The 15,653-nt window shown below is 72.1% G+C and carries 14 protein-coding genes; 8 read left to right on the forward strand and 6 right to left on the reverse strand.

Features of this window, described 5'->3' with window-relative positions; translation table 11 throughout:
- The first annotated feature begins 80 nt into the window (after positions 1–80).
- The 3 genes from ACGH2B_RS08480 to ACGH2B_RS08490 are packed head-to-tail and all read left to right on the forward strand — an operon-like array spanning position 81 to position 3,648.
- Positions 81–605, forward strand: coding sequence for a PadR family transcriptional regulator (locus tag ACGH2B_RS08480; protein ID WP_399086492.1), 525 nt, complete (start codon positions 81–83; stop codon positions 603–605).
- Positions 602–1,291, forward strand: a complete 690-nt coding sequence (locus ACGH2B_RS08485) for an ABC transporter ATP-binding protein (RefSeq protein ID WP_399086495.1) — start codon at positions 602–604, stop codon at positions 1,289–1,291. Before ACGH2B_RS08480 ends, ACGH2B_RS08485 begins: the two co-directional genes overlap by 4 nt.
- Positions 1,288–3,648 (forward strand): FtsX-like permease family protein, encoded by a 2,361-nt coding sequence (locus ACGH2B_RS08490; RefSeq protein WP_399086498.1) that lies wholly within the window; start codon positions 1,288–1,290, stop codon positions 3,646–3,648. The genes ACGH2B_RS08485 and ACGH2B_RS08490 overlap by 4 nt, the downstream gene beginning before the upstream one ends.
- A gap of 214 nt (positions 3,649–3,862) precedes the next feature.
- Here the strand turns inward: ACGH2B_RS08490 and ACGH2B_RS08495 are convergent, their stop codons facing one another.
- Positions 3,863–4,843, reverse strand: a complete 981-nt coding sequence (locus ACGH2B_RS08495) for a hydrogen peroxide-inducible genes activator (RefSeq protein WP_399086501.1) — start codon at positions 4,841–4,843, stop codon at positions 3,863–3,865.
- Positions 4,844–5,126: 283 nt separating this feature from the next.
- Between ACGH2B_RS08495 and ACGH2B_RS08500 the strand changes: the two genes are divergently transcribed.
- Both ACGH2B_RS08500 and ACGH2B_RS08505 read left to right on the forward strand, forming a co-directional pair.
- The gene (locus ACGH2B_RS08500; protein ID WP_360127556.1) at positions 5,127–5,681 is read left to right on the forward strand and encodes a peroxiredoxin; all 555 of its coding nucleotides are present in this window, start codon (positions 5,127–5,129) and stop codon (positions 5,679–5,681) included.
- Positions 5,682–5,692: 11 nt separating this feature from the next.
- A complete protein-coding gene (locus tag ACGH2B_RS08505) occupies positions 5,693–6,226 on the forward strand; it encodes an alkyl hydroperoxide reductase (RefSeq protein WP_030287967.1) in 534 nt (177 codons plus the stop codon).
- Positions 6,227–6,331: 105 nt separating this feature from the next.
- Here the strand turns inward: ACGH2B_RS08505 and def are convergent, their stop codons facing one another.
- Positions 6,332–7,003 carry a peptide deformylase gene (gene def, locus ACGH2B_RS08510; protein ID WP_399086505.1) on the reverse strand — a complete coding sequence of 224 codons (672 nt, stop codon included), beginning with the start codon at positions 7,001–7,003 and terminating at the stop codon, positions 6,332–6,334.
- 101 nt (positions 7,004–7,104) lie between these two features.
- On the opposite strand from def, the gene ACGH2B_RS08515 reads away from it, so the two are divergent.
- The gene (locus tag ACGH2B_RS08515) at positions 7,105–7,722 is read left to right on the forward strand and encodes a helix-turn-helix domain-containing protein (protein WP_399086508.1); all 618 of its coding nucleotides are present in this window, start codon (positions 7,105–7,107) and stop codon (positions 7,720–7,722) included.
- 173 nt (positions 7,723–7,895) lie between these two features.
- On the opposite strand, the gene ACGH2B_RS08520 is transcribed toward ACGH2B_RS08515, so the two are convergent.
- The 4 genes from ACGH2B_RS08520 to ACGH2B_RS08535 all read right to left on the reverse strand — a co-directional run bounded on the left by ACGH2B_RS08520 (position 7,896) and on the right by ACGH2B_RS08535 (position 13,182).
- On the reverse strand, positions 7,896–9,416 hold the full coding sequence (locus ACGH2B_RS08520; RefSeq protein ID WP_399086511.1) for an AI-2E family transporter: 1,521 nt from the start codon (positions 9,414–9,416) through the stop codon (positions 7,896–7,898).
- A gap of 131 nt (positions 9,417–9,547) precedes the next feature.
- Positions 9,548–10,243 (reverse strand): transglycosylase SLT domain-containing protein, encoded by a 696-nt coding sequence (locus ACGH2B_RS08525; protein WP_399086514.1) that lies wholly within the window; start codon positions 10,241–10,243, stop codon positions 9,548–9,550.
- Between the two features lie 408 nt (positions 10,244–10,651).
- A complete protein-coding gene (locus ACGH2B_RS08530; RefSeq protein ID WP_399086517.1) occupies positions 10,652–11,989 on the reverse strand; it encodes a PhoH family protein in 1,338 nt (445 codons plus the stop codon).
- A 413-nt stretch (positions 11,990–12,402) separates the two neighbouring features.
- On the reverse strand, positions 12,403–13,182 hold the full coding sequence (locus ACGH2B_RS08535) for an isoprenyl transferase (RefSeq protein ID WP_399086520.1): 780 nt from the start codon (positions 13,180–13,182) through the stop codon (positions 12,403–12,405).
- 308 nt (positions 13,183–13,490) lie between these two features.
- On the opposite strand from ACGH2B_RS08535, the gene mgrA reads away from it, so the two are divergent.
- The gene (gene mgrA, locus ACGH2B_RS08540; RefSeq protein ID WP_399086523.1) at positions 13,491–14,528 is read left to right on the forward strand and encodes an L-glyceraldehyde 3-phosphate reductase; all 1,038 of its coding nucleotides are present in this window, start codon (positions 13,491–13,493) and stop codon (positions 14,526–14,528) included.
- Positions 14,529–15,277: 749 nt separating this feature from the next.
- Positions 15,278–15,646, forward strand: a complete 369-nt coding sequence (locus ACGH2B_RS08545) for a DUF192 domain-containing protein (RefSeq protein WP_399086526.1) — start codon at positions 15,278–15,280, stop codon at positions 15,644–15,646.
- Positions 15,647–15,653: the final 7 nt, after the last annotated feature.

Consider the following 15,653-nt stretch of genomic DNA (forward strand, 5'->3'; position numbering starts at 1 on the left):
GGGCGTTCCGGTACCCGCGGCGGGTACGTATACATCGAGCGTATACACCCGGGATACACCCACGACGTAAGGTGGTCGCCATGTCAATCGGTCATACGCTGCTGGGCCTTCTGGAGTCCGGTCCCCGCCATGGCTACGACCTCAAGCGAGCCTTCGACGAGCACTTCGGGCACGACCGTCCGCTGCACTACGGGCAGGTCTACTCGACCATGTCCCGGCTGCTGAAGAACGGTCTGGTCGAGGTCGACGGCGTCGAGGCCGGTGCGGGCCCCGAGCGCAAGCGGTACGCCATCACGGACGCCGGGGTCACCGACGTCGGGCAGTGGCTCAGCCGTCCGGAGAAGCCGGAGCCGTATCTCCAGTCCACGCTGTACACCAAGGTCGTTCTCGCGCTGATGACCGGGCGCGACGCCGCCGAGCTGCTCGACACCCAGCGCGCCGAGCATCTGCGGCTGATGCGCACCCTGACCGAGCGCAAGCGCCAGGGCGACCTCGCCGACCAGCTCATCTGCGATCACGCCCTCTTCCACCTGGAGGCCGATCTGCGATGGCTGGAGCTGACCGCCGCCCGGCTCGACCGGCTGGCCCAGACGGTGCACGAATGACGCCCGAGGGTTCCCTGCTCGCCGCCCGCGGACTGCGCAAGTCCTACGGCGCCACGCCCGCGCTGGACGGTGCGGAGTTCTCCGTCCACGCCGGGGAGGTCGTCGCCGTCCTCGGCCCGTCCGGCTCCGGCAAGTCGACGCTGCTGCACTGCCTGGCCGGGATCGTCCGGCCGGACAGCGGCACCGTCCACTACGGCGACCGTGAACTGACCGCGATGAACGACGCCGAACGCAGCGCCCTGCGCCGCACCGACTTCGGCTTCGTCTTCCAGTTCGGCCAGCTCGTCCCCGAACTCACCTGCCTGGAGAACGTCGCCCTGCCACTGCGGCTGGGCGGCGCCCGCCGCAAGGAGGCCGAGCGGCAGGCGCGGGAGTGGCTGGAGCGGCTGGAGGTCGAGGACGTACGCAAGCAGCGGCCCGGTGAGGTCTCCGGCGGCCAGGGCCAGCGCGTCGCCGTCGCCCGCGCCCTCGCCACCCGCCCCCGCGTCATCTTCGCCGACGAACCCACCGGCGCCCTGGACTCCCTCAACGGCGAACGGGTGATGACGCTGCTGACCGACGCCGCCCGCGAGACGCAGGCGGCCGTCGTCCTCGTCACCCACGAGACCCGCGTCGCCGCCTACTCCGACCGCGAGATCACCGTCCGCGACGGCAAGGTGAAGGACCTGCTGGCGGGCTTGCGGTGAGCGCTCCGGGCGCGCCGCGCGGCACGTCCCCGCGGCCGCCCGCCCCCGTCCGCGACTGGTGCCGGGACCTGGCCATCGGGGTGCGGTTCGCCGCGGGCGGCGGCCGCGAGGGCTGGACCCGCACCGCCCTGACGGCCGTCGGGGTGGCCCTCGGCGTCGCCGTCCTGCTGATCGGCGCGTCCGTACCGGCGCTGATGAACGCCTGGCACGGCCGCGAGAAGGCCCGCGAGAACCTGGGCCAGATGCACGAACCGCCGCGCTCCGACACCACCGTGTGCTACGCGAGCGCCGACACCGTCTTCCACGGGCAGCAGATCCGCGGCCGCCTCGTCCGCCCCGACGGCGCGCACCCGCCGGTCCCGCCCGGCCTCGGCAGCCTGCCCGGACCGGGCGAGATGCGGGTCTCCCCGGCACTCAAGGAGCTGCTGGACGAGCCGGACAGCACCCTGCTGCGGCAGCGGCTGCCGTACAGGATCACCGGCACCATCGGCGACACCGGACTCCGGGGCCCGGCCGAGCTGACCTACGTCGCGGGCAGTGCGGCGCTGCGGCCGCCCACCGGATACCGCATCGACCACTTCGGCAAGAGCTGGACGCCCCGGCCGCTCACCCCGCAGGCCACCCTGCTGGTGATCATGACGTGTGTGGCGCTGCTGACGCCGGTGACGGTTTTCATCGGGACGTCCGCCCGGTTCGGCAACGAACAGCGCGACCGGCGGCTGGCGGCGCTGCGGCTGCTCGGCTCGGACATCGCCACCACCCGCCGGATCGCCGTCGGGGAGGCGCTGTTCGGCGCGGCGCTGGGGCTGGTGGGCGGCGCCGCGCTGTTCCTCGCCGTCCGGCAGACCGCCGGGGCGATCACCCTGTGGGACATCAACGTCTTCCCCGCCGACGTCCGGCCCGGCCCGCTGCCCGCCGCGCTGATCGCCGTCCTCGTCCCGGCGGTCTCGGTGCTGGTGACGCTGTTCGCGCAGCGCGGGGTGACGGTCGATCCGCTCGGCGTGGTGCGCCGACGGGCCGCGCCGCGCCGCCGGCTGTGGTGGCGGCTGCTGCCACCGGCGGTGGGCGCGGCGCTGCTGATCCCGATGGTCCGCCGGGAGGTCTGGAACGACACCGTCGCCAACACCGCGCAGCTCGCCGGCGGCTCGGTACTGCTGCTGCTCGGCGTCACGGCGCTGCTGCCGTGGCTGGTCGAGACGCTCGTGGGCCGGCTGCGCGGCGGCCCGGTGCCGTGGCAGCTCGCCGTCCGGCGACTCCAGCTCTCCGGCGGCGCGGCGACCCGCGCGGTCAGCGGCATCACCGTCGCCGTGGCCGGGGCGCTCGCCGTCCACATGCTCTTCACCGGTATGCAGAGCGGCTTCGCCGAGGCGTACGCCCGCTCCGCCGCCCTGCCCCGTCTCGGCTACACCACCCAGGCCGACGGCTGGCCGCAGACGGAACGGGCGCTCGCCACGGCGCGCGCCACCCACGGTGTGACCGACGCCCGCGGCGTCATCGAGGCCACGCTCGGCACGGCGCCCGGCTCCGACCGCTACACGGACCTCGCCGTCGGCAGTTGCGCCGAACTGCGCCGGGTGGCCACGCTGGACTCCTGCCGCGACGGCGAGGTCTTCGTCACCGCCCCGGGCCACGGCACGCGGCCGGTCCGGCCCGGCGCCACCCTCGACCTCAACCCGGCGTTCTCCCCGGAGGACCACGCCGTCCCGCGCCCGTGGACGGTGCCCGCCGACGCCCGGACGGCCAGGCTCCTGAACCCGGGCCGCGGCCCCGACGCGCACCACTACGCCGTCCTCGCCACCCCGTCCACCGTCGACATCCACCGCCTGGGCCTGGCCGACATGGCGCTGCGCATCGGCTACGACCGCGCCGTCCCGGACGCCGTCGAACGGATCCGTACCGCGCTGGCCCGGGTCACCCCGGCGGTGTACGAGAATTCCGCCGTGGACAATCCGCACAACCGGGCCTACTCCGGCGCCCGCGACGGACTGTTCGCCGCCGCCTCCGTCACCCTGCTGCTGATCGGCGCGGGCCTGATCATCTCGACGGTGGAGCAGCTCCACGAGCGCCGCCGGATCCTCTCCTCCCTGCACGCCTTCGGCGCCCGCCGCTCCGCCCTGGGCTGGTCGGTCCTGTGGCAGACCGCGATCCCGGTCCTGCTCGGCCTGGCCCTCGCGGTGAGCTGCGGCCTGCTCCTCGGCTCCCTGCTGCTGGGGATGATCGGCATCCCGGTCCAGGTGGACTGGCCGGTGGTGGCCGGTATGGCGGGCATCGGCGCCGGCGTGATCCTCTTCGTGACGGCCCTGAGCCTGCCGCCCCTGTGGCGGATGATGCGACCGGAGGGGCTGCGGACGGAGTGAGGCGGGCCCGGCGCGGGCGGCAGCCGCGCCGGACACCGCACGGCCGGGCGGTACGGCGGCGGGCCCGGTGACGGCGCCGCCAGGTGGCCGGGGCGGCGGGCCCGGTGACGGCCCCACCGGGTGACCGGGCCGGACGGGTGGCGGCGGAACGCTGAAGCACCGGGCCGCCCCGCTCCGGCGGCCTTACCCCGCCGCCGCCTCCGCTCCGGCGGCCTTACCCCGCCGTCGCCCCGTCCGCCGCCGGTTCCACCATCCGTACCGGCAGCCCCCGCAGCGCCACCCGCAGCGCCGCCGCGAACTCCTCGAACTCGCGCCGGCGCGCCGCGCCGCTGCGCATCGCCAGCGCGATCCGCCGGGCGGGCGCCGGATCGGCGAAGTACCCGGTGGTCAACTCGTCGTTACGGGCGGTCTCCACCCGCAGCGCGGTGCGCGGCAGCAGCGTCACACCGAGCCCGCCGGCCACCAACTGCACCAGCGTGGACAGGCCCGCCGCGCTGGTCGTGACCGGCGCCCCCTCCTCGCGCCCCGCCTCCCGGCAGATGTCGAGGGCCTGATCGCGCAGGCAGTGCCCCTCGTCGAGCAGCAGCAGATCCAGTTCCTTGAGCGCCTCGCGGGGGATGTCACCGCGCCCGCCCAGCCAGTGCTCCTTCGGCGCGACCAGCACGAAGTCCTCGTCGAACAGCGGGAGTTCGGTGACCTGCGGGACGCCGAGCGGCACCGCGAGCAGCAGCAGATCGAGCCGCCCGTGCCCGAGCCCGTCGAGCAGTGAAGCGGTCTGCTCCTCGTGGACCTGGAGGTCGAGGGCGGGGTAGGTGTCGTGGACCAGCCGCAGGACCGTCGGCAGCAGATACGGCGCGACGGTGGGGATCACGCCGAGCCGCAGCGCCCCGGTGAACGGCGCACGGGCCGCCTCCGCCTCCTCCAGCAGATCCCCGACGGCGGCCAGCACCGCCCGCGCCCGCACCGCGACGCGCTCCCCGGCGGTGGAGAGCAGCACCTTGCGCGTGGTCCGCTCCAGCAGCCGCACGCCGAGCGCCTCCTCCAGCGCCGACACCGCCCCGGACAGCGCGGGCTGGCTCATCCCGATCTCGGCCGCCGCCTCCCGGAAGTGCAGATGCTCGGCGACCGCCACGAAGGCCCGCAACTGCGCCAGGCTCGGCTGCCGCGCCCGTCCGCCACTCACCGGCGACGCCACTGATAACCACCTCCGATCGATGTGTTCCAGTTTACGGAGCGGCCGTCCGGTCGGCCGGGCCCGCGAGTTCCGGCCGCTCCCCCTCTCCGTGAACCGATTTTCGGCGCCGCCACACCGCTCACCGGGGCATCGGACACCCCCCGAGCAGCACTGATAACCCCACCCAATCAACATCAACAACTCCGGCTATTTCCCTGATCAATGCTCCGTATGGCACTGTGCTATCCGTCCAACCCTCAAGGAATGTCCCAAATGGGCAATTCCGGTGTTGCAAGGAGAGCGCGTGCTCACTGTCGGTGACAAGTTCCCCGAGTTCGACCTGACCGCTTGCGTTTCGCTCGAGTCCGGCAAGGAGTTCGAGCAGATCAACCACAAGACCTACGAAGGCAAGTGGAAGATCGTCTTCGCGTGGCCGAAGGACTTCACCTTCGTGTGCCCCACCGAGATCGCCGCCTTCGGCAAGCTGAACGACGAGTTCGCCGACCGTGACGCCCAGATCCTCGGCTTCTCCGGCGACTCCGAGTTCGTGCACCACGCCTGGCGCAAGGACCACCCGGACCTGACCGACCTGCCCTTCCCGATGCTCGCCGACTCGAAGCACGAGCTGATGCGCGCCCTGGGCATCGAGGGCGAGGACGGCTTCGCGCAGCGCGCCGTCTTCATCGTCGACCAGAACAACGAGATCCAGTTCACGATGGTGACCGCCGGTTCCGTGGGCCGTAACCCCAAGGAGGTCCTGCGGGTCCTCGACGCTCTCCAGACGGACGAGCTGTGCCCCTGCAACTGGTCCAAGGGCGACGAGACCCTCGACCCGGTCGCGCTCCTCTCGGGCGAGTGAGCTGATCCCTCATGGCTCTCGATGAACTGAAGTCCGCAGTCCCGGACTTCGCCAAGGACCTGAAGCTGAACCTCGGCTCGGTCATCGGCAACAGCGACCTCCCGCAGCAGCAGCTCTGGGGCACCGTCCTGGCCTGCGCGATCGCCTCGCGCTCGCCGAAGGTGCTCCGCGAGCTGGAGCCGGAGGCCAAGGCCAACCTCTCCCCCGAGGCGTACCAGGCCGCCAAGTCCGCCGCCGCCATCATGGCGATGAACAACGTGTTCTACCGGACCCGGCACCTGCTGTCGGACCCGGAGTACGGCACGATGCGCGCCGGTCTGCGGATGAACGTCATCGGCAACCCGGGCGTGGACAAGGTCGACTTCGAGCTGTGGTCGCTGGCCGTCTCCGCCATCAACGGCTGCGGCATGTGCCTCGACTCGCACGAGCAGGTGCTCCGCAAGGCCGGCGTGGACCGCGAGACGATCCAGGAGGCCGTCAAGATCGCCGCCGTCCTCCAGGCCGTCGGCGCCACCCTCGACGCCGAGGCCGCCCTGGCGGAGTAATTCCGCCCGCGCACCTGAAGAAGCCCCGTGGACCGGTTCGGTCCGCGGGGCTTCTCCGTACGCACCCGGCCGTCTCACCGCCCGGTCCGGAGCCGGCGGCGGCCGTCAGGCCACCGGTTCCTTCCCGAGCCGCTTCGCCGCCGCGGCTCTCCGGGCGAACACCTCGTCCGCCGCGTCCCTCATCTCCCGGAGAGCGGTTTTCCGTTCCCTCCGTACGAGCCGGTCCAGATACAGGCGCCCGTGCAGGTGGTCGGTCTCATGCTGCAGGCACCGGGCGAAATACCCCCTGCCGTCGATCACCAGAGGGTTGCCGTCCTTGTCGCGGCCCCGGACGACCGCACGGTCGAGGCGGGGCACCACACGGTAGGGGCCGGGAACGGACAGGCATCCTTCCGGCTCCTCCACCAGTTGGCGGTCATCGGCGGACACCTCATCGAGAACCGGGTTGACGATGTGCCCGACATGACGCACGCCCCAGTCGTCCGTGATGTCCCATACGAAGACCTGCAGGTCGACGTCCACCTGGTTGGCGGCGAGCCCCGCCCCCGCCGCCGCGTGGTTGGTGGCGAACATGTCGTCGATCAGCCTCGCCAGCCCGGCCGTGCCGAACTCGGTCACCTCCCGGCACCGGCGGCCCAGGACCTCCTCGCCGACCACGGTGATCCTGCGCACCGCACCACGCTCCACCTCCGCCGTGACCCGCGGCCAGGACGCGACGGGCTCACCCTGCACCCGCACCCGGCGATCCGGCACCGTGTCACCGAACTCCGTGGCCATCAGCCATCAACCCCTTCTCCGCACATCACCTCGGCCACCGATCTCCGGACACCGGGCCCAGTGGCTTGCCAAGAGCTTTGCAAAGTAGCAGACTTTGCAAAATGAGTGAGGGAAACCGCAGAGTGGAAGCCGCAGCGGCCCTACGGGAACGGGCCCGCCGCCTGCTGCCCGAACATCCCGTACGGGTGGCCCTGCTCGATCTGCTCGCCGAAGCCGGCACCCTCACCTCCACCGAGGCCGCCGCCCGCCTCGGGCACAGCTCCGGCCTGTGCTCCTTCCATCTGCGTCAGCTCGCCCGGTACGGCCTCATCGAAGAAGCGCCTCACCCAGGAGGCCGGGCCCGGCCGTGGCGGCTGCGGTGGGACACCCCCCACGACACGGACGCGCACGAGCCGGAGGAATTCACCGCCCTCACCCGCGGACTGGAGGACGAGAGCTACCGGCACTGGCTGACCCACCGTGACCAGGCTCCGCCGGAGTGGCAGCAGGACGAATCCTTCAGCGCCGTCCTCCACCTCACCCCGTCCGAGACGGCCGAACTCGCCGCGTCCATCCGCCGCCTGCTCGCCGGCTACCGCGACCGGGAGGACCACCCCGCAGCCCGCCCGCCGGACGCCGTCGCGGTGGCGGCCGTCACCCGGCTGTTCCCGCTCCTCACCCAAGCCCCGGCACCCCCGCGGCCCACACCGGACGGTACGGAAACACCTCCCGCTCCCTGACCAGGACCGCCCGGGGCGACGGCGACCCGGCACCCGCGACACCCGGGCCCGCCCCGCCGGAATGGCCGAACCAACCGATCCGGCCGAACCGGCCACCGCCCCCGCCCGCCACGAAGAAGCCCCGCGGACCAACCGGTCCACGGGGCTTCCTCACCTCCGTCGGGGCGCAGCCGTCAATCCCGTGGCCGCACCGGCGTCGGCGCCACCCCCAGCGCCGTGGCCCCGCGCGGCTGCGGCGCCATCCGTACCGCCTGCTCCAGGGAGTACGAACGGAGATAGCCGACGACGGTGTTGGTCACCGCGACCAGCGGGACGGCGACGACCGCACCGCCGATACCGGCGATCAGACCGCCCGCCGCCACCGAGAGGATCACCGCGAGCGGATGCACGCGGACCGCGCGGCCCAGGATGAACGGCTGGAGGATGTGCCCCTCGATCTGCTGCACCGCCAGCACCACCGCGAGCACCATCAGCGCGGTGAACATGCCCTGCGTCACGAGCGCGACGACACACGCCAGCGCACCCGACACGACCGCGCCGATCAGCGGGATGAAGGCGAACAGGAAGATGAAGACGGCGAGCGGCACCGCCAGCGGCACATTGAGGAAATAGAGCCCGATACCGATGAAGATCGCGTCGATCAGCGCCACCAGCACCGTGCCGCGGACGTACGCGGTCAACGTCCGCCAGGCCCGCGGACCGGCGCCCGCCACACCCTCCCGGGCGGCGAACGGGACCAGCTTCAGCACCCAGTTCCAGATCCGGCGGCCGTCGTAGAGCAGGAAGAGCGTGGTGAACATCGCCAGCAGGATGCCGGTGAGCACCTCGATCACCACGGTGACGCCCTCCAGACCGGCGGAGGTGATCGCCTCGGTGTTGGCCCCGACCGCGTCCTGGAGATTCTTGGCGATGTTGTTGATCTGGCTCTCGGTCACATGGAACGGACTCTTGAGCAGCCAGCCCTTCAGCTCGGTGATGCCCTCCTGGATCCGGTCGGAGACCGAGTCGATGTTCGCCTGCACCTGCCAGACGACGAACCAGCCGACCAGCCCCATGATGACGAACCCGCCGATGAAGGTCAGCGCGGTGGCGACCCCGCGCGGCAGCCTCCGGCGCCGCAGCCAGGCCACCGTCGGCTGCAACAGCGCGGTGATCAGCAGCGCCGCGACGAACGCCAGCACCACCAGCTCGATGGTGGTGATGACCTGGGCCAGCACCCAGAGCGTCCCGGCCAGCACCAGCAGCCGCCACCCCGCCTCGGCCGCGACCCGCACCCCCCACGGCACCGCTGACGCCGGATCGGGCCGCGCGGCGACATCCGGCGCGTACAAGGGCGGCGCGGGCACCGACGTCACCGGTGCGCCCCCGGACGCCGCCACCGGCTCCGGCTCCGCGGGCCGCGGCTCCCCGCTCCTGGCCCCGGAAGGCTCCCGCTCCCCGGCGGACGCGGCGGACTCCCGCTCCCCGGCGGTCCCTTCACCTTCCGCGCGCGCGGCACCCGGCACCTCGGCGGCGCCCGGCGGCCCGGCGGCACCCGTCCCGTCCGGGGTCCGCGCACTCCCGTCACGCCGCAGCGCCTCCGCGTCCTCGGTCGCCGCCGCGGCTTCCGCCCGGCGGCGCTGTTCCTCCAGCCGCTGCGCGAGCCGCGTCAGACCGGCGCCGAGGCCACCGACCCACTGAGGCAATCTGGACATGTCGTTCCTCTTCCCCTCCCGCCCCCCACATCTGACGGGACGACGTTACCTGTGCGGGACGCACGAAACCCCCGACGCTGACGCGGTCGGGGGTTTCGGGTGTACGTGCGGTACTGCCGGGGCCGGCGGACCTAGTACCAGCTGTTCTGCTGCCAGAAGCTCCAGGCACCACAGGGGCTGCCGTAACGGCTGTCCATGTAGTTCAGGCCCCACTTGATCTGAGTGGCCGGGTTGGTCTGCCAGTCGGCGCCCGCGGAGGCCATCTTCGAACCGGGGAGCGCCTGGACCAGGCCGTACGCGCCCGAGGAGGCGTTGGTGGCCCGGTAGTTCCAGGTCGACTCGTGGTTCACGATGTTGCTGAAGCACTGGAACTGATCGGCCGGGACCATCTGGCGTGCGATGGCCTGCGTCTCGGCGACCGTGTACGAAGCCTTCTGCAGGAAGTCGCCGGCGTCACGCGTCGCGGACCGCGACACCTCCAGCTTCTTCTGGCGCGCCTCGGCGTCGGCCTTGGCCTTCGCCTCGTCCGCGGCGTCCTTCTTCTCCTGCGCGGTCTGCGCGGCGGCCTTGCGGGCCGTCTCCTGCGCGGACTTGAGGGCTGCCACATCGGCCTGGGTGGACTGGTCGTCCGCCTGCTGCGTCAGGGAGGCCGTCTGCACCTGGGCCTGCTGGCCTGCGGGGAGGTCGGCGATCGTCGTGTCGGCTGCGGTGGTCGCGGTGTTGGTGACCGCGCCCTGGTTGCCTACGGCGACGCCGGCGACAGCGCCGACGGTGGTGACCGCGGTGGCGGAGGCCACGGCGAATCCCCGGACCGAGATCCGGCTCACACGTTTTCCTTCCAGCATCGCCCGCATAGGTGACCTCGCGGACGCAATCGTGCCCCTGGCGCTGGCTTCCCTTAGTCCGCCCCCTGTTGAGCGGCGGGGGCGGCTGGTCACGGGAGGCACGGACCCGGTACGTCCCCCTCGGGGGCCGCGTGGTGCTCGGGCGGCATACGGCGGTCACTATGAAGTTCGGGTTGGTACCGCACCTCTGGGGATGCTGGTGGTGCCGTATGCGGGGCCTGACAGGACCCAGACTCTGCCCGACGGTGCCACCGGGAATCAATTCTCCACCGGGTGTGAAAGCTCACACCCGGTTTGCCCCCTGAGATTCCCGGATATTCCCGCGCATCAGAACGCCGCCCGGTTAAGCTCCTTGGCTTCTCCGGACGGCGTCCCGTCGTACACACCGGGTCAGATGCTGCCGTCCTCCAGCATTTCGGTCACCAGCGCGGCGATCGGCGAGCGCTCCGAGCGGTTCAGCGTGACGTGTGCGAAGAGCGGGTGGCCCTTCAGCTTCTCCACCACGGCCACCACACCGTCGTACCGGCCGACCCGCAGGTTGTCCCGCTGTGCGACGTCATGCGTCAGCACCACCCGCGAGTTGGCGCCGATCCGGGAGAGCACCGTCAGCAGGACGTTCCGCTCCAGGGACTGGGCCTCGTCGACGATGACGAACGCGTCGTGCAGGGACCGGCCGCGGATGTGGGTCAGCGGCAGCACCTCCAGCATGCCGCGCTCCACGACCTCCTCGATGACCTCTTTACTCGTCACCGCGGAGAGCGTGTCGAAGACCGCCTGCGCCCAGGGGCTCATCTTCTCCGACTCGCTGCCCGGCAGATAGCCCAGCTCCTGCCCGCCCACCGCGTACAGCGGCCGGAAGACCATCACCTTGCGGTGCTGACGGCGCTCCAGCACCGCCTCCAGGCCCGCGCAGAGCGCCAGCGCCGACTTGCCCGTACCGGCCCGGCCGCCCATCGAGACGATCCCGACGTCCGGGTCGAGCAGGAGGTCGAGGGCGATGCGCTGTTCGGCGCTGCGGCCGTGGATGCCGAACGCCTCGCGGTCGCCGCGCACCAGCCGCACCGCGCCGTCCTCGGTGACCCGGCCGAGCGCCTTGCCCCGCTCCGACTGGAGGACGAGCCCGGTGTGGACGGGCAGCTCCGCGGCCTCGGGGATGTGCGCGACCTCGTCGGCGAAGAGCGCGTCGACCTGATCGGCGGGGACGGTGACCTCGCCCATGCCCGTCCAACCGGAGTCGGTGACGGCGAGTTCGGCGCGGTACTCCTCGGCGAGCAGACCGACGGAGGACGCCTTGATCCGCATCGGCAGATCCTTGGAGACGACGGTGACGTCGTACCCCTCGGCCTGGAGATTGCGGGCGACGGCGAGGATGCGCGCGTCGTTGTCGCCGACGCGGCTGTGGCCGTTCCAGAACGCGGCGGGCAGGATCCCCGGATCGGAGTGGTTGAGTTCCACTCTGAGGGTGCCGCCCAGGTCTCCGATCGGCAGGGGCGCGTCCAGCCGCCCGAACCGTACGCGGTACTCGTCCAGCAGGCGCAGCGCCTGCCGGGCGAAGTACCCCAGTTCCGGGTGGTGCCGCTTGGCCTCCAGCTCCGTGACCACCACGACCGGCAGCACGACCTCGTGCTCGTCGAAGCGGGACATGGCGCCTGGATCGGCCAGCAGGACGCTGGTGTCGAGGACGTAGGTGTGCCGGCCGCTCTCACGGCGCTTGTTGCTGTTCACCACGGGTGGACGAACCCCCTCGGATGAGGTCGGGGTGCGACGGCGTCGCGGGGGACAGGACCGGGTTCTGGCCGCGCTGCGCGGGCCGAACGCCGGCCCTCCGCGTCGTCCGTGCGGATCGCACGGGCCTTGCGTGATGCGCAAAGGGCCTCCCGGGCGGACGGCCCCATGCCGTCCGCTGAGATACGGCGCCCGTGTCTGATTCCGGACGCCGACCTGCCAGGAACCTTCCCGTGTTGGGGTGCGCCCATGCCCGGCGCGCGGGCGCACAGGCGGTGAACCTTGGGTGACGCACGCCGTGAACGACCGTGCCCCGGCCACCACCTGGGGTGACCGGGGCACAGGAGCGGCCGGTTCCGGTGCCGTGCCGGGCCGCCTCCGAGGGGGACGTACCGGGACGGGCCGGATATCGCGGGCTAGAAGCCGTAACGCCGGTGGCGGGCCGCGTAGTCACGCAGCGCGCGGAGGAAGTCGACCTTCCGGAAGGCGGGCCAGAAGACCTCGCAGAAGTAGTACTCGGAGTGCGCCGACTGCCAGAGCATGAATCCGGACAGCCGCTGCTCGCCGCTGGTGCGGATGACGAGATCCGGGTCGGGCTGGCCGCTGGTGTAGAGGTGCTTGGAGATGAGGTCGATGTCGACGGTCTCGGCCAGCTCCTCGAAGGAGGTGCCGCGCTCGGCGTGTTCGAGCAGCAGCGAGCGGACCGCGTCGGCGATCTCCTGGCGCCCGCCGTAGCCGACGGCGACGTTCACCAGGATGCCGGTGTTGTCCTCGGTGTCCTCCTCCGCCCGCTTGAGGACGAGCTGGGTGTCGGAGGGCAGCAGATCACGGTTGCCGACGTGGTGGACGCGCCAGCGGCCGTCGGCGGCGAGATCACGGACGGTGTTCTCGATGATGCCGAGCAGCGGCTTCAGTTCGCCCTCGGGCCGGTCGAGGTTGTCGGTCGACAGCAGCCAGAGCGTGACCACCTCGACATCGGTCTCGGCGCACCAGCCCAGCAGTTCGCCGATCTTGACGGCACCTGCCTGGTGGCCCTGCTCCGGCGTGCGGCCGTCGGCCCGCGCCCAGCGGCGGTTGCCGTCGAGGATGACGCCGATGTGCTTGGGCACCTGGCTGTGGTCCAGCCGGCCCTCGACCCGTCGCGCGTACAGCCGGTAGACCAGATTCCGCAGTGCTTGCGGATACGGAATACGCATCCCGGAAGATCGCAGCATGAGTGTGGTCCAGCCCCTCCGTGCCCATTTGGCGGTCGCCCCGTCGCCCACGGGGTGTCTCGTCGTTCTTCGCCGGCGAGCCTGTCGCGTCCGGTGCCGTACGCCACGAGGCGGGGCCTCGTTCCGGGACCGGCTTGTCGCGGGTGAGGCGGCCGCGCCGCGCGGAGCGGCGCCGGGCACCACGGGCCCACGAAGATCGGGAAGACACTCCCTGATTCCCACAACTTTACTTCTCGGGCCCACCGGCGGCCCCATCAGGTGCGTCACAGGACCGTGATAGGGAGTTGACCATGACTGATTCTTCTCCGTACCGCGCCGCGGAATCGCGCTACGACTCCATGGAGTACCGGCGCACCGGGCGCAGCGGCCTGAAACTTCCGGCCATCTCTCTGGGACTCTGGCACAACTTCGGTGACGACCGCACCTTGGCCTCCCAGCGCGCGATCCTGCGCCGCGCCTTCGACCTGGGCGTGACCCATTTCGACCTGGCCAACAACTACGGCCCGCCGCCCGGGTCCGCGGAGCTGAACTTCGGAAAGATCTTCGCCCAGGACTTCCGGCCCTACCGCGACGAGATCATTCTCTCGACCAAAGCGGGATATCGGATGCGCCCCGGTCCGTACGGGGAATGGGGTTCGCGGAAATATCTCCTCTCCTCGCTCGATGCCTCGCTGAAGCGGATGGGCGTCGATTACGTCGATATTTTCTACTCGCACCGCTTCGACCCGGAAACCCCGCTGGAGGAGACGATGGGCGCCCTGGCGTCCGCCGTCCACCAGGGCAAGGCGCTCTACGCCGGGGTCTCCTCGTACAGCTCCGAGCAGACCCGGGAGGCGGCGCGGATCCTGCGCGGGATGGGTGTGCCGGCGCTGATCCACCAGCCGTCGTACTCGATGATCAACCGCTGGACCGAGGACGACGGGCTGCTGGACACCCTGGAGAGCGAGGGCATGGGCTGCATCTCGTTCGCGCCGCTCGCGCAGGGGCTGCTCACCGACAAGTACCTGCACGGCGTCCCGGAGGGCTCGCGCGCCTCGCTGGGCAAGTCGCTGGACCCGGGGCTGCTCTCCGAGGACGTGGTGCGGCGGCTGCGGGGGCTCAACGAGATCGCCGCCCGCCGGGGCCAGTCGCTGGCACAACTGGCGCTGGGCTGGGTGCTGCGCGATCCGCGGATGACGTCGGCGCTGATCGGGGCGAGCAGCGTGACGCAACTGGAGGCGAACATCGCGGCACTGGGCGCCCCCGAGCTGACGGAGACGGAACTGTCGGAGATCGACGAGTTCGCGCAGACCACCGACGGAGTGAACATCTGGGCCCGCCGGAGCTGAGCGGAGCGGAAGGGGCCGGTCGGGTCCGCCGGGGCGACCGACCGGTCCGGCATCCGGGGTCGGCGGTCCGGTGCCCGAGGCTCTGCGGTCCGGTACCCGAGGCCCTGCGGGCCGGCGCCCGAGGCTCTGCGGGCCGGTGCCCGGCGCGGGCGGTTCGGCGTCCGGAGGGGGACGGCCGGTCCCGGGGGCGGGCGGGCCGTCATCCGGGTGAGGGGTGACCGGTCCGGGGGCCGGGAGGCGGTGTGCGCCCCCTTGCGCCCCGTGCCCCTGGCGTGCGCCGGGTGCGGGAGCGGAGCCGGGCAAAGAAAAGCGGGCCGGTCCGTGGGGGGGATACGGACCGGCCCGAGGGGGGGTTCCCACCATAACCCCATGAGCCCTGTGGTGTGCGCAACATCGAAGAACCGGTGTGCCCCGGTCGCGCGCCGGGGCGCACCACCGTCGCCCGCACGGGCGCCGGGCAGCTCGCCGGACGGCTGCCGCGCCCCCCATCACCGCCCCTGCCCGGTCACCCGCCGGTCCCCGCCCCGCCCCTCGTCGGACGGCCTCGCCCTAGGCGTTCCCCGTACGGCCACGGAGCCGCGGCACCCGGTAGCCGGGCCGCGGGAGGCCGAGGGAGAAGGCCGGACCGGACCGCGGGAGGCCGAGGGAGAAGGCCGGGCGCGGGAAAGGCCGGGCGCGGCAAGCCCCCGGGCTCCGGAAGGCCCGGCCCACCCGTGCCGGTGCGGCGACCGGCTGGTAGAACGGCCGCCATGGCGCGATGGCGGGACGGTACGGGGACGGTGTACGGGGCGGATGTGCCGGTCGCGGTGGAGATCGCCGCGTCCTACCGGGCGCGTCGGCGGGGGCTGCTGGGGCGGGACGGGGTGGCGGGCGCGCTGCTGCTGACGCCCGCGAGCGGGGTGCACACCTTCGGGATGCGGTTCGCGATCGATGTCGCCTATCTCGACCGGCGCCTGCGGGTGCTCGCGGTGCGCACCATGCCGCCGGGCCGGCTCGGCCTGCCGCGCCCGCGCGCCCGGCACGTCCTGGAGGCGTCCGCCGGGGCGATGGCCGGGTGGGGGCTGCGGCCGGGCATGGAGCTGTCGCTCCGTACGGCGGTGGAGGAGGCCGCTTCGTAGGAGGGAG

Origin of the sequence: Streptomyces sp. BBFR2 (assembly GCF_044497305.1) — a bacterium.
Classification (GTDB): Bacteria; Actinomycetota; Actinomycetes; order Streptomycetales; family Streptomycetaceae; genus Streptomyces.